Here is a 21021-nt window from a genome sequence, read left to right as displayed (position 1 = left end):
AACCGATTGTATAAAAATGAATTGTCCTGGAGCCGATGAATTGAACGCGTTTTTCGAAAGTCAACTCGCGGAATGGGAGTTTGCCCGGCGGAATTTCGAAGCGCTGCGGCGGATTGAAACCAAGACGTTCGATCTGGACGGTTTTTCGATTCGGGTGCAGTTCAATCCGGCGCGGATCGTTTCGTCGGCCGCAAAGGTCGATGCGGCGTCCGTCGTTGCCCGAAAATGTTTTTTATGTTCGGAAAATCAACCGCCCGAACAGCGGGGATTACCCTGGGGGGACGGTTATCGGGTATTGGTAAATCCGTATCCGATTTTCGCCCGACATTTTACGATTCCTGCGGCGGAACACGTGCCGCAGTCGATCGCGGATCGTTATGGGGATATGCTGGCTTTGGCGCGCTGCTTCGACCGGGAGGTCGTCTTTTACAACGGCCCGCGGTGCGGAGCCTCGGCTCCAGACCATGCTCATTTTCAGGCGGTAGGCAAAGGCGCGATGCCGTTGGAGGCCGAAATCGGACGTTTTGCGACCGAAAAGGTTCTCGAAGCGTCCGGGGCGGCGGCGTATGCGATCCGCGATTACCTGCGCGGCGGATTCGTGATCCGTTCCGCCGATGCGTCGGCTGCGGCCGCCTGCTTCGGGAAATTGTACGAGGCATTGGAGGTATTGCCGGCGGATGCGGAACCGATGATGAACGTGCTGACGTGGTACGACAGCGACGGATGGACGAGTTGCGTTTTTCCGCGTACGAAGCACCGGCCAGCCTGCTTTTACGGCGAAGGAGCGACCGATCTGTTGATCAGTCCGGCTTCGGTCGATCTGGCCGGCGTGATGATCGTTCCGCACAAGGATGATTTCGTGAAGATTACGGCGGAGAATATCCGTGCGATTTTTAATGAAGTATGTATCGACGACAGTGCGTTGCAGCGGATTGTCGGTAAATTGAATATCGGATGAATCGGCAACCGCAGGTAAGCGTCGGGGTACTGACGGCGCAACGGATCGATTTCGTGCTGCATGGCGACTATACGGCGGCGGGAAAGACGGTTGCGGGAGAAAACCGGGTTTCGGCCGACGGCGACCGGGTGCGATGGGACGGAGCGTCTTACGGGCGTTTGCGGTTCGAACCGTGCGGGGCAGATGCTTCTTTTACGCTGAAAGAGGTGGTGATCGGGATTGGTTTTCACTGGCAGCGGACCGAAGACCAGGTATTCCGCGGCGCATTGGAACTGATCGCGGACGACGGACGGGTTACGGCCGTCAACCGTATCGGCGTAGAAGAGTATCTCGTAAGCGTGATTGCGTCGGAGATGAACGCTTCCGCATCGCCCGAACTTCTGAAAGCCCATGCGGTGATTTCGCGCAGTTGGTTGCTGGCGCAGATCGTTCGGCGGCAGGCGGAGCCTGCTGTGGCGGAGTCCAAGTGCATTGTCCGTTCCGACGATGAAGAACGAATCCGCTGGTACGACCGGGAGGATCATTCGCTTTTCGATGTTTGCGCCGACGATCACTGTCAGCGTTATCAGGGGATTACCCGTACTTACGAACATGCGGCCGCGGTACGTCGGGCGGTCGCCGATACCTGCGGCGAAGTGCTGACCTACGGAGGGGAAATTTGCGACGCCCGTTTTTCGAAGTGTTGCGGCGGGGTTACCGAAGAGTTCCGCAATTGTTGGGAGGAGCGCGATTATCCTTACCTGTCGAGAGTGCGGGATTGCGACGGCGATCCTCCGGCGCCCGACCTGACGCGGGAGGACGAAGCTGCGCGGTGGGTCGGGGCGTCTGCCGAGGCTTTTTGCAATACGTCCGATCCGGGGATTCTCGGACAGGTATTGAACGGGTACGACTGCGAAACTTCGGATTTCTACCGATGGCGGGTAGAATATACGCCGTGGAAACTGTCCGATCTGGTGCGCCGCCGGTTGGGGATCGACCTGGGGGCGATTCGGGAACTGATTCCCGTGCAGCGCGGCGCTTCGGGCCGGTTGGTGAAGCTTCGGATCGTCGGTACGCAGGGAGCCGTGACTATCGGTAAAGAGCTCGAAATACGGCGCGTCCTTTCGGAGTCGCACCTGTACAGTTCGGCTTTCGTCGTGGAGAAAACGGCGGAGGGTTTTATATTGCGCGGAGCCGGTTGGGGGCACGGCGTAGGGCTGTGTCAGATCGGCGCGGCGGTGATGGGACACCGGGGATTCGCTTACGACCGGATTCTGCTGCACTATTACCGGGGCGCCGCCGTTGAAAAATATTATTGATTCGGAGCGGCCTCGGGGCGCCGTCCGTTGATCGAAAAGAGATGAAGAACCTGAAAAGATCGCCGTGGGCATGGATTCCCACGCTGTACCTCGCCGAGGGGTTGCCGTACGTGGCGGTGATGACCATTTCGGTAATCCTGTACAAGCGGATGGGGGTATCCAATACCGATATCGCGCTGTACACCAGTTGGCTTTACCTGCCTTGGGTCATAAAACCGTTCTGGAGTCCGTTCGTCGATTTGCTGAAAACCAAGCGCTGGTGGATCGTTACGATGCAATTGCTGCTGGGGGCGGGGTTTGCCGGGATTGCGTTCACGATTCCCGCTCCGTTCTTTTTCCAGGCCACGCTGGCTTTTTTCTGGCTGATGGCGTTCAGCTCGGCGACGCATGACATTGCCGCCGACGGTTTCTACATGCTGGCGCTGGATACGAACCGGCAGGCGTTGTATGTCGGGGTGCGCAGTACGTTTTACCGGGTAGCGACCATCATGGGGCAGGGGCTGCTGATTATTCTGGCCGGACTGATCGAAAGCGCGACCGGGACGGAGCCGCTGAGAATCGATGTGAAAGTCCAACCCGGACAGTCGCGGACGGAGTTTCGTTTGCCCGAGACGGCTGCCGTGCCGTCCGGACACTCCGGAGAGCTGCATTTTTTGACGGCGCCCGGGCCGGTGACGATAAGTACGGCCGGAATCCCGCAGGATAGCCTTAAGCGTTGGTTGCAACTGGTCGAAGCGCAAAATCGCGCCAACGGATTCCTGACTTCCGGAGAGCAGCCGGGTACGGCGGTGCGAAACGTCGCGGAGGCCGGATGGTGGACCGTTCACGTTTCGGAACCGCTGGGCGGCTGGATCCGGCGTCGTTTCGGCGAACGGCGCGAGGCGGCGGTCGTTAGCGGCTTCTCCGGTGACATCGCGGTTGCGGCGGTTTCGCTTTCCGGCTGTCCGGAGCCGGGACGGGAGGTTGTGCTGAACACGTCGATGAACCGGGGGGACAGGAGCGTTTCGCTCGTCCACGGCGACCGGCTGACGTTCGACGAAACCAACTGGAACCGACCGGCCTACATCGTTTTCCAAGCCGATCCGAAACTGGAACAATCCAGTTCGGCCGAATATAAAGGGCTTTCGGGCAATATCCCGTTCGCCTGGTCGGTCACTTTTTTCGTATTGGCGGGCCTGTTCGTGCTGTTCGGCCTGTGGCATCGCTTCGCTTTGCCGAGACCCGGTTCCGACCGGGCTTCCGCCCGATCGACGCCGCGCGATATCCTGCGGCAGTTTTCGGCCACTTTCGTATCGTTCTTTAAAAAGCCGCAGGCTGCGGCCGCGATCTTTTTTATGCTGACGTTCCGTTTTTCGGAAGCCCAGCTGCTGAAACTGATCAACCCGTTCCTACTCGACCCGAAGGAGGCCGGCGGGCTGGGGCTTACCACCGGCGAGGTCGGACTGGTATACGGTACGATCGGGATTATCGGACTGACGCTCGGCGGGATTATCGGCGGTGTGGCGGCGGCCCGCGGCGGCCTGAAAAAATGGATATGGCCGATGACGTTCAGTATGTTGCTGACCTGCGTCACGTTCGTCTACTTGAGCTTCTCGCAAACGTCGAACCTGCTGGCGATCAACGCCTGCGTTTTTATCGAACAGTTCGGCTACGGGTTCGGCTTTACGGCTTATATGCTCTACCTGATGTACTATGCCGACGGACCGCAGAAAACGGCGCATTATGCGATCTGCACCGGTTTTATGGCGCTGGGGATGATGATTCCCGGTATGTTCGCCGGCTGGCTGCAAGAACAGCTCGGCTACAATCACTTTTTCGTATGGGTCATGCTGTGCAGCGTCGTGCCGGTCGTTGCGGTGTCGCTGCTGAAGATCGATCCGGATTACGGAAGGAGAAAAGAAAACGATAACGGATGAAAAAGAGTTTGTTGATCGGCCTGGCGCTGTTGCTGGCCGGAACGGGCGTCGCTCGCCCGATCGTCGTCAAGACGGGAATAGAGGTGTTGAAAGCGCAGCGGTTCGAACTGCTCGAGGGCAAGCGCGTCGGGTTGATTACGAATCCTACCGGAGTCGACGACGGACTGCGGTCGACGGTCGATATTTTGAACGAAGCGCCGAATGTCGAGTTGGTGGCCCTGTTCGGGCCGGAGCACGGCGTGCGCGGCGATGCGCATGCCGGCGATCACGTTGGCAACCAGACCGATCCTGTGACCGGACTGCCTGTCTATTCGCTGTACGGCAAGACGCGGAAACCGACGCCGGAGATGCTGCGGGGGATCGACGTGCTGGTGTACGACATCCAGGACATCGGCTGCCGGTCGTTCACCTACATCAGCACGATGGGCGAAGCGATGGCCGCCGCCGCCGAGAACGGTATCGAATTCGTCGTGCTCGACCGGCCCAATCCGCTCGGAGGACGGAAGGTTGAAGGGCCGCTGGTGCAAGACGGTTTTTTCAGCTTCGTCAGCCAGTACCGCATCCCGTATGTCTATGGGTTGACCTGCGGCGAATTGGCGATGCTGCTCAACGGCGAAGGGATGATCGGTAAGCCGTGCAACCTGCACGTTGTCGCGATGGAGGGCTGGAAGCGGGATATGGTGTACGAGGACACCGGGTTGCAGTGGATTCCGTCGTCGCCGCATATTCCGCAGGCGGAAACGGCCTTTTTTTATCCGGCTTCCGGAATTGTGGGCGATTTCGGCTACCTGTCGATCGGGGTCGGGTACACGATTCCGTTCCAGATGTTCGCCGCCGAATGGATCGATGCCGAGCAGTTTGCCGACAGCCTGAACGCACTGAAGTTACCAGGGGTGATTTTCAGACCGATCCATGTCAAACCGTTTTACTCGGTCGGACAGGGAAAGCAGTTGCATGGCGTGCAGGTACATCTTACGAAGTACCCCGATGCGCCGCTGACCGATATTCAGTTTTACGTGATGCAGGAGATCGCCCGGCTCTATCCCGATCGCGCAGTGCTGGCCAATGCCGATACGGCGCGTTTTCGGATGATGGACCAGGTGACCGGCAGCGATTACGTGCGCAAGACTTTTGCGGCGCGCAACCGTTTCGAAGATATCCGGGCCTATTGGTACAAGGATGTCGCTCCGTTCAGGACGTTGTCGCGGAAATACTATTTGTACGGGGAGTGAAAGAACGACAATATCCGGCGAGACGTGTCGTGTAATTAAAGAAACAGGAAGATGACGAAAGAAGATTTTATGCGGGAGGCTATCAGCCTGTCCTGCGAAAGCGTTCGGCAAGGCGGCGGGCCTTTCGGCGCAGTGATCGTGAAAGACGGAAAGATCGTTGCTCGGGGTTCCAATTCAGTGACTCTGCTGAACGATCCGACGGCGCATGCCGAAATGACGGCTATCCGCGCGGCCTGTTCCGCGATGAAGGTGTTCCGGCTCGAAGGTTGTGAACTCTATACCTCCTGCGAACCGTGCCCGATGTGTCTGAGCGCTGCTTACTGGGCCGGGATATCCCGGATTTATTACGGCAACAACCGGGAGGATGCCGCAGAGATCGGTTTCGGGGATGCGTTTATCTACGACGAAGTCGTCCTCGCCCCGTCGCGGCGCAGCATTCCGGGCGAGAGTCTGTTGCGCCGTGAAGCGCTCGAGGCATTCCGCCTGTGGCGGGAAAAGCCCGATAAGGTCGAATATTGAATGTTTTCGGGGGGAGTTTATGGATCGGTTTAAAGCAATCCCGCTTCGTACAGCATGATCAGCTCTTCGATGATCTGGTCGTCGCCTTCGGCGTCATAGGTGTCTTTCAGGTTCGCGCCGAACAGGCGCGCGATGCTTTGCCAGAAAAATGCGCGGAATCCGCCGCGCAGTTGTTTGACCAGGTCGTAGGAGGTCTGGTCGGTCTCCCGGTCGATCAGTTTGATCAGCAGCTTTCCTTGCGATAGGGTCATGTTTTTCAGAACGGGAGTGTATTTCCTTTTCAGCGCGCGTTCCATCGCTTTGACGAATTCCTGTTTTTCGCGCTTCGTTTTCATGCTGTCCATGCGCTGTTCCATGGCGTGCAACGTCGCATTGGCTTCGAGCGCAATCGGGTAGACGACCTTCAGATTGTAGATCAGTCGCGACCACCGTCTCTCGTCGGCCGCGCGTTTGAAGACGAACGCCGGTTTCAGGTAAACCGTCGTGATCGTATCCCCGTCCACGACTTTCGTCTGCACCGGGCCGTACTCGGTCATTACCTGCGCCGGGGCTTTCAGGTTCGTCAACAGCAGAATGGCCGCAAGCACCGGGAACAGACAGCGGTTCATGTTTTCGATTTCTAAATAATTTTTACCTTTGCAAAGGTAATTAAAATAAAATTCGGGCGCTGCCCGCTCGGGTATAAAACGTGCATGGAGGACGGATTGTTGTGTTTCCCCGGACGGAACGCGGGCGCGCTGCCCGCAGACTGTATTACGAAACGTTTACGGACAAGATAAAAGAGGAGAGTTAGATTATGAATTGTAAACAACGCATCGGCGAACGGATTTATTGGACGAGCGTCAACGATCGCCGCAAACAACTTTTTGAAAATATCTGGCCATTGCCCAACGGAGTGTCCTACAATTCGTACCTGATTCGGGACGAAAAGTGCGCGCTGATGGATACCGTCGAGAGCGGCAGCGACCGCTCGTATGCGGACTGGGTGTCCGAGTCGCTCGACGGGCGTCCGCTCGATTACCTGATCATCCACCATATGGAACTCGATCATTCGGGCGAGATCGAAAACCTGGTGCAGCGTTACCCGGATGTGAAAATCGTCGGTAACTGTAAAACTTTCCGGGTGTTGGAAGCCTATTTCGGCAAACGGGACAACCTGATCGAGGTGAAGGACGGCGACACGCTGTCGCTCGGATATCACAACCTGAAGTTCGTGTTTACGCCGTGGGTGCACTGGCCCGAAACGATGATGACGTTCGACCAGACCGACGGCGTGCTTTTTTCGGGCGATGCGTTCGGTATGTTCGGGGCGCTCGACGGAGGGGTGTACGACGACCAGACCGATTTCGCTTTCTACGAGGACGAGATGCGCCGCTATTATTCGAACATCGTCGGTAAGTACAGCCCGATGGTGCAAAAGGCGCTCGCCAAATTGCGCGACTATCCGATCCGTACGATCTGCCCGCTGCACGGATTGGTGTGGCGTACCGATCCGTGCAAGGTGATCGGCCTGTACGATCGCTGGAGCAGCTATCAGGGCGAGGACGGCGTCGTGGTCATCTATGCGTCGATGTATGGCAATACGGCGCAAATGGCCGATTACATCGCCCGTCGGATCGCCGAAGCCGGCGTGAAAAAGGTCCGCGTCCACGATGTGTCGAAAACGCATATTTCATACCTTATCAACGATATTTGGCGCTATAAGGGGGTGGTGCTCGGAAGCTGCGCCTACAACCTGCAGATGTTTCCGCTGATGGAGAACCTGACGCGCGAGTTGCTGCATATGGGCGTTAAGGAGAGATTGCTCGGTATTTTCGGTACGTACAGTTGGAACGGAGGGGGCGTCAAAAATCTGAACGCTTTCGCCGAAGAGATCGGGTGGGAGGTGGTCGCGCCCGCCGCGGAGATCATGGGGCATCCCGAGCCCGGAAAAGAGGCGGCCTGCGATGCGTTGGCTGCGGCGATGGCCGCCCGGTTGCTCGGGTAGGGTGTGGTACTGCCGTAGCGTCGTGTTAAAAAAGCGGTAAATGCGGTAATAAATCTCAAAAATTGTTAAAAAATATTAAAAATAAATTGTATTTTTGGATCGCTCAAACGAAAAAACATCCGGCGCAAGGGCCGGAACCGATAGAACTTAAACTTTAAAATAAAAGAAATGGATGCAATTGCAATTTTGACGGGCGGGGGGCCTGCTCCCGGAATGAACACTGTGGTCGGTAGCGTGGCAAAAACGTTTTTACAGAAAGGATACCGGGTGCTCGGACTGCACGGCGGATATTCCGCTCTGTTCACCGACACGCCGAAAATCACCGAGATCGACTTCCTGCTGGCCGACGACATCTTCAACCGCGGCGGATCGTTCCTGACGATGAGTCGTTTCAAACCGTCGGACAAAAACTTCGAAGAAGATTTCAACCTCGACCTGTTCGTCAAAAACAACGTTAAGTTGCTGGTGACCGTCGGAGGCGACGATACGGCTTCGACTGCGAACCGCATCGCCAAATTCTTGGCAGCCAAAAAGTATCCGATCGCCAACATCCATGTTCCGAAAACGATCGACAACGACCTGCCGCTGCCGGCCGGCTCGCCGACGTTCGGCTACCAGTCGGCCAAGGACATGGGCTCGATCATCGGCCGCACGGTCTATACCGACGCGCGCACCAGCGGAAACTGGTTCGTCGTGGCTGCTATGGGACGTTCCGCCGGACACCTGGCGTTCGGTATCGGCACGGCCTGCCACTATCCGATGATCGTGATCCCCGAAATGTTCAACAAAACCGAGATCACCGTCGAAAAGATCGTGAACCTCGTCGTTTCGTCGATTATCAAGCGCAAGATCATGGGTCTCGATTACGGCGTGGCGATGATCTCGGAGGGCGTGTTCCACTCGCTGAGCGATGCCGAAATCAAAAAATCGGGGATTCATTTTTCGTATGACGACCACGGGCATCCCGAACTCGGCAAAGTGTCGAAAGCTCACATATTCAATGAAATGCTCGAAAAGAAATTGGGCGAACTGAAAATTAAGGTGAAATCCCGTCCGGTCGAAATCGGTTACGAGGTGCGCTGCCAGACTCCGGTCGCTTACGACCTGGTTTACTGTTCGCTGCTGGGTATGGGGACTTATAAGTTGTTCAGCGAAGGCAAGACCGGCTGTATGGTGTATGCCGATCCCGCCGGACAGATTTCTCCGCTGTACCTGAAAGACCTGCAGGATCCCGAAACCGGCAAGATTCCGCCGCGTTTGGTCGATATCAATTCGGACAAGTTTACGATGGTCATCAAAAACATCCTGAACTACGTCACGCCGGCCGATTACGAAGCCGCCAAAAAATACGTGCCGAATCCGGAAGCTTTCGATTTCTACAAGATTCTGGAGTGGAACGAATAATCCGTTCCGCCGGATAAAAAATAGATCAGGGCTGCATCCTTCCGGTGCAGCCCTGATTGTTTAAATTTTATTTAGATAAGCGCTTACTCTTCGTCGTCCATATCCGCCATATCGGTGTCGATGATTTCATCGTCGTCCTTAATCTCGTCGTCCCCGAAGAAGTCTTTGTCGTCCTCTTCGACCTGATCGTCCACTTTGACGTCCACTTTGATCAGGTAAGAAGTGTCTTCGGTTTCCAATACGATCGCGTAGAAAAAATCCCCGGGGCCTTTGTCGATGCGGATCATGTGATCGGTATATCCGTTCGGATATTGCTTCTTCACCTCATCCCGCAATTCAGGCGAAAGGTTCTTGTAACTGATAGCAACTCGCTTCTTTTGTTTCTTTTCCGTCATTGTTTCCCAAAAATTTTCTGCAAGTATAAGCAAAATTTGTAAATCAAAACACGAACATCCCAAAAAAACTGCAAATTGTCCGTATGGCCTGTTTTTTACTCCGAAACGTTGCCGTTTGGGGTCTGGTTTTTGTGTTTGTTTTTTATTAGTTTTGTCACGGCTTTCCCGTAGGCGGCACAAAAGTAATGCCTTTTATATTAAATCGGTACTATTATGCGGCAGAAAATCGAACAACTTCGCGAACAAATCAATGATCACAATTACCGGTATTACGTACTGAATGATCCGCTGATCGGCGATTACGAATTCGACGCCCTGTTACGCGAGTTGCAGGAGCTCGAAAAAGCCTACCCGGAGTTCGACGATCCCAATTCGCCGACGCATCGCGTCGGCAGCGATGCGACCAATGAGTTTCGCACCGTGGAACACCGTTATCCGATGTTGTCGCTGTCGAATACCTATTCGCTCGACGAGCTGCACGAATTCGATGTTCGCATCCGCAAGGAGGTAGAACCTGTGGAATACGTATGCGAGCTGAAATTCGACGGCACGGCGATCAGCCTGACTTATCAGGACGGTCGCTTGTCGCAGGCCGTGACGCGCGGCGACGGGACGCGCGGCGACGACGTGACGGCGAACGTAAGGACGATCCGCACCGTGCCGCTGCGGCTTGCCGGGGACGATTACCCGTCCTTTTTCGAAATTCGCGGCGAGGTGCTGATGCCGTTCCGCTCGTTCGAACGACTGAACCGGGAGCGGGAAGACATCGGGGAGACGCCGTTCGCCAATCCGCGCAATGCCGCCGCCGGGTCGCTCAAACAACAGAGCTCGGCCGAAACCGCCCGCCGCGAGCTCGACTGCACGCTGTATGCGCTGGTCGGCGACAAGCTGCCATTCGAAACCCATTACGAAAGTTTGCAGGCGGCCCGACGTTGGGGATTTAAGGTATCCGATCAGATCAGCCTGTGCCGTTCGATCGACGAGATAGACGCTTTTATCCGTCATTGGGATAAGGCGCGTTACGACCTGCCGTTCGCTACGGACGGCGTGGTAATCAAAGTGAACCGTTTCGCCGATCAGAATCGGCTCGGTTATACCGCCAAGGCTCCGCGCTGGGCCGTAGCCTATAAATTCAAAGCGGAACAGGCCCGCACCCGGCTGTTGTCGGTCGATTTTCAGGTCGGGCGTACCGGGGCGGTGACGCCGGTCGCCAACCTCGATCCGGTGCCGTTGGCCGGTACAACCGTCAAACGGGCTTCGCTGCACAATGCCGAACAGATCGCGCTGCTCGATATCCGGCTCGGCGATATGGTCTATGTGGAAAAGGGCGGCGAAATTATTCCGAAAATTACCGGCGTTGATCTGTCCGAACGTCCGGCCGGCAGCGAGCCGTTCAAGTTCATCACGCACTGTCCGGAATGCGGAACGGAATTGGTCAAATACGAAGGCGAGGCGCGCCATTACTGTCCGAACCCAAGCCATTGTCCGCCGCAGATCGTCGGCCGTATCGTGCATTTCATTTCGCGTAAGGCGATGAATATCGACGGTCTCGGCGAGGAGACGGTGCAACTGTTGTACGATTCGGGGCTGGTCGCCGATATCGCCGATCTGTACCGGCTGAAACGCGAGGACCTGGTCGATTTGCCGCGTCTGGGCGAAAAATCCGCCGACAATATTTTAAACAGTATCCGGGAGTCGTTGAACGTTCCCTTTCATCGGGTGTTGTTCGCGATCGGGATTCGCTTCGTCGGCGAGACGACCGCCAAAACGCTTGCCGCGCAGTTCAAGAGCCTCGATGCGCTTGCCGCGGCTACGCCCGAGGAGCTGGCTACGGCGGAGGATATCGGCGAGCGGATCGCTGTCAGCGTGCGGGATTACTTTCTCGATCCGGCGAACCTGGATATTTTGGAGCGGCTGAAGGCGAGCGGCCTGCATTTCGAAGCCGGGGAATCGGCGCGTCTTTCGGATCGTCTCGACGGTAAAAAGATCGTCATTTCGGGGACGTTCGAAAGACATTCGCGCGATCAGTTGAAACAACTGATCGAGGCGCACGGCGGCAAGAATCAGGGAGCTGTTTCGTCCAATACCGATTATCTGTTGGCCGGCAATAATATCGGCCCGGCGAAATTGACCAAAGCCAATAAGCTGGGCGTCAAAATTATCGGCGAGGCCGATTTCGAACGGATTATTGCCGGAGAAGCCGTCGGGGAGAAGGAACACGATGAAATTCCCGTTGCGGAACAATCGTCGTCCGAGAAAAAAGAAGAACCCTCGGAAAATAATTCGAAGCGGCGCACCTTGTTCGGGTAAAAAATATTAAATTTGTCCGAAAATTAACATTTCACGATGAAACCTAACATGAGAGGCGTGGGGATCGCCCTGATAACCCCGTTTTCGGAAGACGGATCGGTCGATTTCGGCGCATTGGAAGCGCTGGTTGAACGGGTGACTGCCGGCGGGGCCGATTACCTGGTCGTGCTCGGAACGACGGCCGAAACGCCTACGCTGACTGCCGACGAGAAAGAGGCGGTCGTCAGTTGCGTGGTTCGGAAGAATAACGGACGCCTGCCGGTCGTGCTCGGAATGGGCGGCAACAATACGGCCGAAGTGGTGGCTTCGATCCGCAAAACCGATTTTACCGGGATCGATGCGATCCTTACGGTCACTCCTTATTATAATAAGCCTTCGCAGGAGGGTATTTATCAGCATTACAAGGCGGTTGCCGCTGCGGCTCCGTGCGGAGTGGTGCTGTACAACGTGCCGGGACGTACCGGCGTCAACATGAAAGCCGAAACCGTGCTGCGCCTGGCGCACGATTGTCCGAACGTCGTCGCGGTCAAGGAGGCCAGCGGATGCCTGTCGCAGGCGGCTTATATCCTGCGCGACCGGCCGGAGGGATTCGCCGTGGTTTCCGGCGACGATAACCTGACCCTGCCGATGGTGGCGCTGGGCGGGGACGGGATCATCTCCGTCGCAGCTCAGGCTTTCCCTGAGAAATTCTGCCGGATGGCGCATTTGGCTCTCGACGGCCGCGTGAAAGAAGCGGCTTCGCTGCACCTTCAGATGATGGAGGCGGTCGATTCCCTGTTCGAAGAGGGGAATCCGACCGGCATCAAAGCTGCGCTGAGTTGTCTGGGCGTGATCGGCAATTATTTGCGCCTGCCGCTGGTGCCTGCCAGCGACCGGTTGGTCTCCAAGATCGACGGCCTGCTGAAAGCGTACGAACTCCGTTGACCGCTTCGCGGGCCGACCGAATAAGCCCTAAATTTCGTCCGCGTCAAATATTTTTATATTTTTAGCGTTTATTAAGGGTGAAATATAAAGATATGAGACGAATTGTTTTCTCTTTGGCGGTGTTGATGTTTGCAGGGGTTTTGTCCGCTGCGGCGCAGCAGGATACGGTGCGGACACAGGCCCCGGATAACGACGCGATCCTCCGGGAAACGATCAACAGCGCTTCCCCTTACTATTACCCGACGCTTTTCACCCGTTATCTGACCGGCGATACGACTCTGACGGATACCGACTACCGTTATTTGTACTACGGTTTCGTATGGCGTCCGGAATACAAGCCGTTCGAGACGCCGGCGGCCCGCGACAAGATCCTGCAAATTCTGGAGGCCGATTCGCTGAACGAGGCGGACTACCGGCGGGTTATCGCCTACGGGAACGAGGTGTTGAAAAAAGAGCCGTTCGATCCGGGAGCGATCAATTTCCTGATTTACGCTTACGGCGGGATCGGAGATACGCTGAACGAGCGGATCAACTATTACCGGTTGCAGGGGGTGCTGAATGCGATCAAGTCTTCGGGAACCGGACTGAGCGAGGAGTCGCCGTGGCACATCATCTATTTTTCGCATGTGCGCGATTTTCTGGCCAGCGAGAATATCATTTGCGGCAAGGAGCGCGTGATCAGTCGGACGGTGGCTTATACGCCGCTGCTGGTGAAGGAGAAAGGAGTTAAAGGATATTATTTCGATTTCGGGCGGATCTATTGGCAGCGGCCCGACAAGGAGCCCGAAAAGCGCAGTAGCGGATGGGAATTCAACGGACTGCCGTTGAAAAGGCGGGCGGCGCCCAGTGTGGAGAAGGTTGAGTAAAAACAGTTATTAAGAAGACAGAGAATGAAACGTAAAGGATGGATTATTTTGGCGGTCGTGGCAGTCGTTGTGCTGGGCGCTTATTCATGGTTGAAAGGAAGTTACAACGATATGGTCAGCCGCAGCGAAGCCGCTACGGCGCAGTTGGGCAACATTGAGAATCAGTATCAGCGTCGCGCCGACCTGATTCCGAATTTGGTGAGCACCGTAAAGGGTTACGCTGCCCACGAACAGAATACGCTGGAACAGGTAGTCGAAGCGCGTGCGAAAGCGACGCAGACCCGGATCGACGTGAACGATGCCGCCGCTATGGCCCGTTTCGATCAGGCGCAAGGCGAGCTTTCGTCGGCGCTCAGTCGGTTGATGGCTATCTCCGAGAGTTATCCCGACCTGAAAGCCAACCAGAACTTCCTGGATTTGCAGACGCAGCTCGAAGGGACGGAAAACCGGATTGCCGTCGAACGGCGCAAATTCAACGATGCCGCGCAGCAGTTCAACACCTATATCAAAATGTTTCCGCGCAACCTGCTGGCCGGGATGTTCGGATTCGCCCCGATCGGTTATTTCGAAGCGCAACCCGGCTCGGAAGTCGCTCCTAAAGTCGAATTTTAACGGGTCGCATATCGATGAGATCGCTGTTAAGGATCTTTGCCTGCTGGTGCGGCGCGGCTTTGCTTTCGCTGCCGCTCGTCGCGCAGCAGTTGCCCGATCAGATGTCGCCGCCGCGCTTGGTCAACGATTTCGCCGGATTGCTCGACGAGGCGCAGCGCCGGTCGCTGGAACAAAAGCTGGCGGATTTCGACCGCGAGACTTCGACGCAGATTACCGTCGTTACGGTGGACGATCTGGACGGTTACGCTCCGGCCGACTATGCGCAGCGGCTGCACGACAAGTGGGGAGTCGGACGCAAAGGCAAGGATAACGGGATTCTGATTCTGGTCAAGCCGTCGCAACCCGATTCCCGGGGCGAAGCCTACATTTCGGTGGGATACGGCCTGGAAGGGGTGATCCCGGATATTACCGCCGGGCGGATTTTGGATCAGGAGATGATCCCGGAGTTTCGCCGGGGAAGCGTTTATGACGGGTTGGACAAGGCGACGAACGTACTGATGCAACTTTCCCGCGGGGAATTCACGGCCGATCAGTATGCCGGTCGAGACGAAGGCGGCGGAGTCGCCGTCGGGCTGGTAGCGATTCTGGTGCTTTTCTTTTTGTTTGCCGCCGGCCGCAAGGGAGGAGGGCATGGAGGCAACGGCAGCCGCGGCGGGGGAGGGTGGTTCCCCCCGATTTTCCTGGGCGGCGGGTCGCGTGGCGGAGGCAGTTTCGGAGGCGGAGGTTTCGGCGGTTTCGGAGGCGGAATGTCGGGCGGCGGCGGAGCCGGACGTTCCTGGTAGGTTTGATAACGAACAATAATACGGATTCGATGGGAAAATTTTACTTTTCGGTTTTAGGGCTGATAGCCTGTCTGTTTTTCTCCTGCGGAAAGAATGAAGATGGAGGAAAAATCGATCCGCCGCCTGTAAAGAGCGGGCGGACGATCCTGGTCTATATGGCCGCCGATAATAATTTGGTGAACTCCGCCTGGCAAAATGTCGATCAGATGCTTGTCGGAATGGAGTCGATCGACGGGAACCTGATCGTCTATATCGATCCGCAGGGAGGTACTCCCCAATTGTTGAAGATCGAGTCGGGAGGCAAAAAGACGGTCGTCGAGGAGTATGCGAAAGAGAATTCCGCATCGACGTCGGTGCTGAGCCGGGTGATCGCGCGTACCAAAGCGCTGTATCCGGCCGAATCCTACGGGCTGGTGCTGTGGTCGCACGGATTGGGCTGGGCGCCTGCCGGAGTGATTCCGAAAAGCTATTCGGCGGACGATCTGTGGCGGAAAGATCCGAATGCGCCCCTTACCAAATGGTTCGCTCAGGACGGCGCCAATTATATCGACATTTCCGATCTGGCCGGGGCGTTGCCCCGGGATCGGGAATTCGACTTCCTGCTGTTCGACGCCTGCTTTATGGGGAGTGTCGAGGCGTTGTACGAACTGCGGAATGCCGCCAAATACATCATCGCTTCTCCGACGGAGATCCTTTCGTCCGGTTTTTCGTACGATGCGATTTTGCCGGAACTGTTCGCGGATACGCCGCGGTTCGAAGAGGTCTGCCGACTGTTCGTCGATTACTACCGGCAATCGTCGTCTACGTGGCCCTATGCCTCGGTCGGTCTGATTAAAACCGACGAACTGGACGCGCTGGCTGCGGCTGCCAAAGCGTTTTACGCCTCCGCTTCGCCCGCTTCGGCGGATGTGTCGCAGGTTCAGTATTTGGAGCGGATGCAGACCCACGTTTTTCACGATCTGCTGGACTATTATTCCAAAATCGGCGGAGATGCCGCTCTTTATGCCGCGTTCGCCGGGCAACTTCGCAAAACGGTGGTTTACGAAGATCATACCGAGTACGTTTTCAGCGCCTATTCCGGTCCGGGAGTAGGACCCTTTAATATGTGCGTCAAGCTGAATACTTTCTGCGGACTTTCCACGTACGTTCCGCGCGACCTGTCCGCGTTGCAACTTCTGCAAGAATCCTATAAGGAAACCCCGTGGGCGAAAGCGGTCGGGATCGCTTACTGAGTTGCGGCGCTCTTTTCTGCCGATTCTTCCGGCGACATGATGCCGCCTCCGAGCGCTTTGTAAAGCGTGGCGTAGCTGCTCATCGTTGCGCTGAGCGTCTCCGCGTAATCGGATTGCGCGTCGAATAATGTTCGTTGCGTTTCCAGAACGTCCAAGTAACTGATCTGTCCGGCGGCGTACTGCTGCTGCGACAGCCGGTCGGCTTTTTCGGCAGCCGTTACCAATGTCAGCATCGATTCGAGTTGGGTACGGTAAGTGCGGACGGCTGTCAGCGCGTCTTCGACCTCCCGGAGCGCCTGCAGAAAACATTGCTCGTAATTCATAATTGCCTCGCGGTGTTTCTCGCGCATGATCTGTACCCTGCGTTTGTTGGCTCCGAAATTGAAAACCGGCCCCGTAATCCCTCCTGCCGCCGACCACATCCAAGCATTGTGATCGAACAGCTTTTTGAATTCCTCGCTGAATACGCCGCCGTTTCCGGTCAGCGCGATGCTCGGAAAACGCATCGCCTGCGCCACGCCGATCTGAGCGTTGGCAGCCATCACCTGATAGTAAGCTTCGACCATGTCGGGCCGACGGGCGAGCAGGTCGGACGGCAAACCGGCGGGCACTTCGGCCGGAATGCGGAGGTCGACCAGCGGAGTGTGTTTGCCGACGACCTGCGAGGGATTTTGTCCCAGCAACAGGCTGAGGGCGTGTAACGCCTGCTCGCTGGCGCGTTCGTACTGGGCATTCGCCGCGGCGGCCGTGGCATAGGCCGCTTCTCCCTGGCGCAGTTGCAGCTCGTCGATCGAGCCGATCGCATAGCTTTGTTGCTGCAGCGCGTAGGTCGCTTCGCGGGAAATGCTGGTCTGTCGGGCGGTTTTACCGGCATATTCGTACTGCAGGTAGGAAAAATAGGTCGATGCCACCTCGGCTACCAGCGAAACCAACACGCCTTGCGCCGCCCGGTCGGTCGCCAGCAGTTGCGCGCGGTCGGCTTCGCTCATCCGCCTGATTTTGCCGAACAGATCCAGTTCCCAGGAGATGCTCGGTTTGATGATATAGGTTTCCACCGGTTTGTCGCTTTTCAGTCCGATGAAGGACTCCGTGCCGTACTGTCCGGTGACGCCGTAGCTTACCGACGGCCACAGACCGGCGCGGGTCTCCTTCAGCGTCAGCCGCGCCTGTTCGACCCGGGAGAAGGCGATTTCGACGTTGCGGTTGTTCTCGATTGCCGTCGCGATCAGCCTCGTCAGCGTCGTGTCGTCGAACAGTTGCCACCAGTAGAGATCCGTTGCGGCGGTGCCGGCCGCTCCCATGTATCTCGGCGGGGTTTCGACGACCGGCGCTTTGAATTTCGGACCGACCGTGCAACTGCCCGCAAAAAGGACGATCAGCGGGAATATCCGGATAAAATATCGTTTGTTCATATCGAATCGCATCATGATTTATTTTACGGCCGGACTGTTTTCCGTCGCGGCTTTTTGATTTCGTTTTTCTTCGTAACGTCCCCATTTTCCGATCAGCACGAACAACCCGGGGTAAGCGAACAGTCCGATCAGCGTGGCGATCAGCATACCGCCGAACAGCGCCAGCCCCATGATGTTGCGCGCGACGGCATTGCTGCCGGTCGCGAAGATCAGCGGCAGTACGCCCATCAGGAACGCTACGGCGGTCATGATGACCGGCCGCACCCGCAGTTTGGCTCCTTCGAGAGCCGCCTGTTGCAGGTTCATGCCTTCGCTGAATTTGTCGCGGGCGTATTCCACGATCAGGATCGCGTTTTTGGCCGCCAGTCCGATCAGCATGATCAGCGACACCTGCATGAAGATGTCGTTGACGTATATCGGGTCGAACAGGTGCGCCAGGTAAGTGAAGCCCATCGCTCCGAGCAGCGCGAACGGGATGCCGAGCAGGATGCTCAACGGCAGGCTCCAGCTTTCGTACAGCGCGGCGAGAATCAAAAAAACGAAGATCACCGCATAGAGGAATACGATTCCCGCGCCGCTGTTGTGGGCTTCCTGGTACGACATGTTGCTCCATGCGTAGCCCATGTCGTCCGGAAGCACCTCGTCGGCGACTTCCGCGAGGGCGGTCATCGCTTCGTCGGTCGAGTATTTCGTCGAAGGCAGTCCCGTCACTCCGGCCGAGCGGTAGAGGTTGAAGCGGTTCGTGAACTGCGGCCCGGTCGTGTCGCGCACCGTGATGAAGGCCGACAGCGGGACGCTTTCACCCCGGTTGTTCGTCAGATAGAACTGGCTGATCTTCGATTCGTTCAGCCGGTACTCGCTTTCGGCCTGGATATAGGTTTGGTACATCCGGCCGAAACGGTTGAAGTTGTTGACGTACATGCCGCCGAGATAGGCCGACACCTGCGTATGCAGTTCGTCCAGCGAAACTCCCGCGCTCAGTACTTTGTCGTTGTCGATCGAGATCGCCTTTTGAGGCACGTCGGCCTGGAACATCGTGCTGATGCTGGCGATTTCGGGGCGCTTCTTGGCCTCTTCGATGAATTTTCCGGTGTATTCGGCCAGGTATTGCGGCGTGTTGCCGCCCTTGTCCTGGATCATGATCGTAAAGCCCGAACTCGGTCCCAGGCCGGGAATCGACGGCGGTCCGAACGTAAAGACTTCGGCAGCGTCGATCTCTTCGTAAAGTTCCATGTTCAACGCTTCGGTGATTTGCGCTGCGGTCATCTTGCGTTTGTTCCAGTCTTTCAACCGGATAAATATCAGACCACTATTCGGCGATTGCGTGCCGGCCAGCAGGCTGAATCCGGCGGCCGAGGTGACCGACTGGACATTGTCGTTTTTGTCGAGAACGTCGTTGATCTGCTTGATGACCGCTTCGGTGCGCGTCAGCGAAGCGGCGTTGGGCAGTTGGATGTTGGTAATCAGGTAGCCCTGGTCTTCGTCCGGTAGGAATCCGGTCGGGATCTGCTTCATCAGGATGACGACGGCCGCCGCCGAAATGCCGATGAACAGCAGCGTTCGCGCGCTGTGTCGGACGATCACGCCGCTGGTTTTCAGATAGCCGTCGACGCCGCTGGTAAAACGGCGGTTGAACCACCGGAAAAACCGGTTGTCCGTCTGGCCCTCTTTCTTGGGACGCAGCAGCAGCGAACAGAGCGCCGGACTCAGCGACAGCGCGTTGATCCCCGACAGGCAAACGCTGATGGCGATCGTGATGGCGAATTGTCCGTAGAGTTTCCCGGCTGCGCCCGGCATCAGTCCGACCGGCAGGAATACGGCCATCAACACCGACGTCGTCGCGATGATCGGCGAAGCGACGGTCTTCATCGCCGCGATCGTGGCGTCCCGGCCGTTCATGCCCTTTTCGATATTCACCTGGACGGCTTCGACGACTACGATGGCGTCGTCGACTACCAGCCCGATCGCGAGTACCAGTCCGAGCAGCGAAAAGACGTTGATTGAGAATCCGAACAGCGGGAAGACCATAAAGGCTCCGATCAGCGAGACCGGAATCGCAATCAGCGGCACGATCGTGGCCCGGATGTTTTGCAGAAAAAGATAGATGACCAGCACGACGAGCAGCAGCGCCAACAGCAGCGTCGTGACGATATCCTGGATGCCGAGCACGATCGTATGCGTCGAGTCGACTACCGTGTTGTACTGTACGCCGTCCGGGAACGATTTCGCGAGGTCTTTCATCAGCGAGTTGACCTGCCTGCCGACCTCGACGGCATTGCTGCCCGGCGACTGGTTGATCAGCAGCAAACAGGCCGGATGTTCCTGGAAGGAGGCCGTCGTGCTGTAAGATTGTACGCCGAGTTCTACCCGCGCGACGTCCCGGAGTCGCACCAGCGAACCGTCCGGATTGGCCCGCAGCACGATCCGTTCGAACTCTTCGGCCGTACTGTACTGGCCCGGCATCCGTACCGTATAGGTGAATTCCGGAGAGCCGTCGTTCGGCTCGGCGCCGAGCTGGCCGCCGGGAACGATCTGGCTTTGCTGGCCGATTGCCGCCGAGATGTCGCCGACCGTGATGCCGAGGTAATCCATCTTGTCCGGTTTGATCCATATTCGCATCGCGTAAGGGCCGCCGCCGAGCACCTGTACGCTGCCGACGCCGTTGATCCGCGAGATCGGGTCTTTCATGTTGATGATCGCGTAATTGGCCAGGAAATTCTCGTCGTACCGGCCGTCGGAGAACAACGACAGTACCATGATGAAGCTCGTCATGGTTTTTTGCGTGGTGACGCCCTGTTGGATCACCGGCTGCGGTAGCATCGGCGTGGCCGACGAGACGCGGTTCTGAGTGAATACGGTGCTCATGTCCGGGTTGCTTCCTACGCCGAAGGACACCTGTAACGACATGCTGCCGTCGTTCGAGTTGGTCGACTGCATGTAGATCATGTCGCTCACTCCGTTAACGCTCTCTTCGATCGGCGTGGCAACGCTCTGCTCGACCGTGAGCGCGTCGGCTCCCTGATACTGAGCCGTCACTTCGACCACGGGCGGCGTGATGTCGGGGTATTGCTCGATCGGCATGCTTTTGATGGCGATCAGTCCCAGCACTACGATCATGATGGCGATGACCATGGCGAATATCGGACGTCTTACGAAAAAGTTTCCCATAGTTTT

Annotated in this window: 17 protein-coding genes; 13 read left to right on the top strand and 4 right to left on the bottom strand. The window is 56.9% G+C overall.

What is annotated here, in order from left to right:
- Nucleotides 1-16 precede the first annotated feature (16 nt).
- The 5 genes from C1A08_RS10475 to C1A08_RS10455 are packed head-to-tail and all read left to right on the top strand — an operon-like array spanning nucleotide 17 to nucleotide 5923.
- Nucleotides 17-958 carry a DUF4922 domain-containing protein gene (locus C1A08_RS10475; RefSeq protein WP_101573328.1) on the top strand — a complete coding sequence of 314 codons (942 nt, stop codon included), beginning with the start codon at nucleotides 17-19 and terminating at the stop codon, nucleotides 956-958.
- Nucleotides 955-2256 (top strand): SpoIID/LytB domain-containing protein, encoded by a 1302-nt coding sequence (locus tag C1A08_RS10470; protein WP_101573326.1) that lies wholly within the window; start codon nucleotides 955-957, stop codon nucleotides 2254-2256. Before C1A08_RS10475 ends, C1A08_RS10470 begins: the two co-directional genes overlap by 4 nt.
- A gap of 41 nt (nucleotides 2257-2297) precedes the next feature.
- A complete protein-coding gene (locus tag C1A08_RS10465) occupies nucleotides 2298-4172 on the top strand; it encodes an MFS transporter (RefSeq protein WP_101573324.1) in 1875 nt (624 codons plus the stop codon).
- Complete coding sequence (locus tag C1A08_RS10460; RefSeq protein WP_055206093.1) at nucleotides 4169-5404, top strand: exo-beta-N-acetylmuramidase NamZ family protein; 1236 nt, start codon at nucleotides 4169-4171, stop codon at nucleotides 5402-5404. The genes C1A08_RS10465 and C1A08_RS10460 overlap by 4 nt, the downstream gene beginning before the upstream one ends.
- Nucleotides 5405-5455: 51 nt before the next feature.
- Complete coding sequence (locus C1A08_RS10455; RefSeq protein WP_101573322.1) at nucleotides 5456-5923, top strand: nucleoside deaminase; 468 nt, start codon at nucleotides 5456-5458, stop codon at nucleotides 5921-5923.
- 29 nt (nucleotides 5924-5952) lie between these two features.
- Here C1A08_RS10455 and C1A08_RS10450 read toward each other — a convergent pair whose 3' ends face one another.
- A complete protein-coding gene (locus C1A08_RS10450) occupies nucleotides 5953-6531 on the bottom strand; it encodes a DUF4294 domain-containing protein (RefSeq protein ID WP_055206089.1) in 579 nt (192 codons plus the stop codon).
- Between the two features lie 188 nt (nucleotides 6532-6719).
- On the opposite strand from C1A08_RS10450, the gene C1A08_RS10445 reads away from it, so the two are divergent.
- Nucleotides 6720-7910 carry an FprA family A-type flavoprotein gene (locus C1A08_RS10445; protein WP_055206087.1) on the top strand — a complete coding sequence of 397 codons (1191 nt, stop codon included), beginning with the start codon at nucleotides 6720-6722 and terminating at the stop codon, nucleotides 7908-7910.
- A gap of 168 nt (nucleotides 7911-8078) precedes the next feature.
- A complete protein-coding gene (locus tag C1A08_RS10440) occupies nucleotides 8079-9314 on the top strand; it encodes a 6-phosphofructokinase (protein WP_101573320.1) in 1236 nt (411 codons plus the stop codon).
- 83 nt (nucleotides 9315-9397) lie between these two features.
- Here the strand turns inward: C1A08_RS10440 and C1A08_RS10435 are convergent, their stop codons facing one another.
- Nucleotides 9398-9709: a hypothetical protein gene (locus C1A08_RS10435; RefSeq protein WP_055206083.1), complete on the bottom strand. Its 312-nt coding sequence runs from the start codon at nucleotides 9707-9709 to the stop codon at nucleotides 9398-9400.
- 210 nt (nucleotides 9710-9919) lie between these two features.
- Here C1A08_RS10435 and ligA point away from each other — a divergent pair, with 210 nt between their 5' ends.
- From ligA to C1A08_RS10405, 6 genes are all read left to right on the top strand, one after another.
- Nucleotides 9920-12019 (top strand): NAD-dependent DNA ligase LigA, encoded by a 2100-nt coding sequence (gene ligA, locus C1A08_RS10430; protein ID WP_101573318.1) that lies wholly within the window; start codon nucleotides 9920-9922, stop codon nucleotides 12017-12019.
- 36 nt (nucleotides 12020-12055) lie between these two features.
- Nucleotides 12056-12943 carry a 4-hydroxy-tetrahydrodipicolinate synthase gene (dapA, locus tag C1A08_RS10425; protein ID WP_055206005.1) on the top strand — a complete coding sequence of 296 codons (888 nt, stop codon included), beginning with the start codon at nucleotides 12056-12058 and terminating at the stop codon, nucleotides 12941-12943.
- Between the two features lie 92 nt (nucleotides 12944-13035).
- Nucleotides 13036-13809: a DUF4919 domain-containing protein gene (locus tag C1A08_RS10420; RefSeq protein ID WP_228385778.1), complete on the top strand. Its 774-nt coding sequence runs from the start codon at nucleotides 13036-13038 to the stop codon at nucleotides 13807-13809.
- A 24-nt stretch (nucleotides 13810-13833) separates the two neighbouring features.
- Nucleotides 13834-14421 (top strand): LemA family protein, encoded by a 588-nt coding sequence (locus C1A08_RS10415; protein ID WP_055206001.1) that lies wholly within the window; start codon nucleotides 13834-13836, stop codon nucleotides 14419-14421.
- Nucleotides 14422-14435: 14 nt separating this feature from the next.
- Nucleotides 14436-15203: a TPM domain-containing protein gene (locus C1A08_RS10410; protein WP_055205999.1), complete on the top strand. Its 768-nt coding sequence runs from the start codon at nucleotides 14436-14438 to the stop codon at nucleotides 15201-15203.
- Between the two features lie 29 nt (nucleotides 15204-15232).
- A complete protein-coding gene (locus tag C1A08_RS10405) occupies nucleotides 15233-16435 on the top strand; it encodes a clostripain-related cysteine peptidase (protein ID WP_145996569.1) in 1203 nt (400 codons plus the stop codon).
- Here the strand turns inward: C1A08_RS10405 and C1A08_RS10400 are convergent.
- Both C1A08_RS10400 and C1A08_RS10395 read right to left on the bottom strand, forming a co-directional pair.
- Entirely contained in the window at nucleotides 16429-17862 is a 1434-nt protein-coding gene (locus C1A08_RS10400; protein WP_101573313.1) for an efflux transporter outer membrane subunit, read from the bottom strand. The two genes, C1A08_RS10405 and C1A08_RS10400, sit on opposite strands and share 7 nt — an antisense overlap.
- Nucleotides 17863-17865: 3 nt before the next feature.
- Complete coding sequence (locus C1A08_RS10395; protein WP_101573310.1) at nucleotides 17866-21015, bottom strand: efflux RND transporter permease subunit; 3150 nt, start codon at nucleotides 21013-21015, stop codon at nucleotides 17866-17868.
- Nucleotides 21016-21021 lie beyond the last annotated feature (6 nt).

It is taken from the genome of Alistipes sp. cv1, assembly GCF_900240235.1.
Lineage (GTDB): Bacteria > Bacteroidota > Bacteroidia > Bacteroidales > Rikenellaceae > Alistipes_A > Alistipes_A hominis.
This window is presented reverse-complemented; position numbering and strand designations above follow the sequence as displayed.

Excerpts from the sequence above, each read along its gene's own strand:
- C1A08_RS10405 (WP_145996569.1), top strand. The coding sequence starts at position 15,233 with ATGGGAAAATTTTACTTTTCGGTTTTAGGGCTGATAGCCTGTCTGTTT.
- C1A08_RS10435 (WP_055206083.1), bottom strand. The coding sequence starts at position 9,709 with ATGACGGAAAAGAAACAAAAGAAGCGAGTTGCTATCAGTTACAAGAAC.
- C1A08_RS10475 (WP_101573328.1), top strand. The coding sequence starts at position 17 with ATGAATTGTCCTGGAGCCGATGAATTGAACGCGTTTTTCGAAAGTCAA.
- C1A08_RS10470 (WP_101573326.1), top strand. The coding sequence starts at position 955 with ATGAATCGGCAACCGCAGGTAAGCGTCGGGGTACTGACGGCGCAACGG.
- C1A08_RS10455 (WP_101573322.1), top strand. The coding sequence starts at position 5,456 with ATGACGAAAGAAGATTTTATGCGGGAGGCTATCAGCCTGTCCTGCGAA.
- C1A08_RS10460 (WP_055206093.1), top strand. The coding sequence starts at position 4,169 with ATGAAAAAGAGTTTGTTGATCGGCCTGGCGCTGTTGCTGGCCGGAACG.
- C1A08_RS10440 (WP_101573320.1), top strand. The coding sequence starts at position 8,079 with ATGGATGCAATTGCAATTTTGACGGGCGGGGGGCCTGCTCCCGGAATG.
- dapA (WP_055206005.1), top strand. The coding sequence starts at position 12,056 with ATGAAACCTAACATGAGAGGCGTGGGGATCGCCCTGATAACCCCGTTT.
- C1A08_RS10445 (WP_055206087.1), top strand. The coding sequence starts at position 6,720 with ATGAATTGTAAACAACGCATCGGCGAACGGATTTATTGGACGAGCGTC.
- C1A08_RS10415 (WP_055206001.1), top strand. The coding sequence starts at position 13,834 with ATGAAACGTAAAGGATGGATTATTTTGGCGGTCGTGGCAGTCGTTGTG.
- C1A08_RS10420 (WP_228385778.1), top strand. The coding sequence starts at position 13,036 with ATGAGACGAATTGTTTTCTCTTTGGCGGTGTTGATGTTTGCAGGGGTT.
- C1A08_RS10465 (WP_101573324.1), top strand. The coding sequence starts at position 2,298 with ATGAAGAACCTGAAAAGATCGCCGTGGGCATGGATTCCCACGCTGTAC.
- C1A08_RS10410 (WP_055205999.1), top strand. The coding sequence starts at position 14,436 with ATGAGATCGCTGTTAAGGATCTTTGCCTGCTGGTGCGGCGCGGCTTTG.
- C1A08_RS10450 (WP_055206089.1), bottom strand. The coding sequence starts at position 6,531 with ATGAACCGCTGTCTGTTCCCGGTGCTTGCGGCCATTCTGCTGTTGACG.
- C1A08_RS10395 (WP_101573310.1), bottom strand. The coding sequence starts at position 21,015 with ATGGGAAACTTTTTCGTAAGACGTCCGATATTCGCCATGGTCATCGCC.
- C1A08_RS10400 (WP_101573313.1), bottom strand. The coding sequence starts at position 17,862 with ATGATGCGATTCGATATGAACAAACGATATTTTATCCGGATATTCCCG.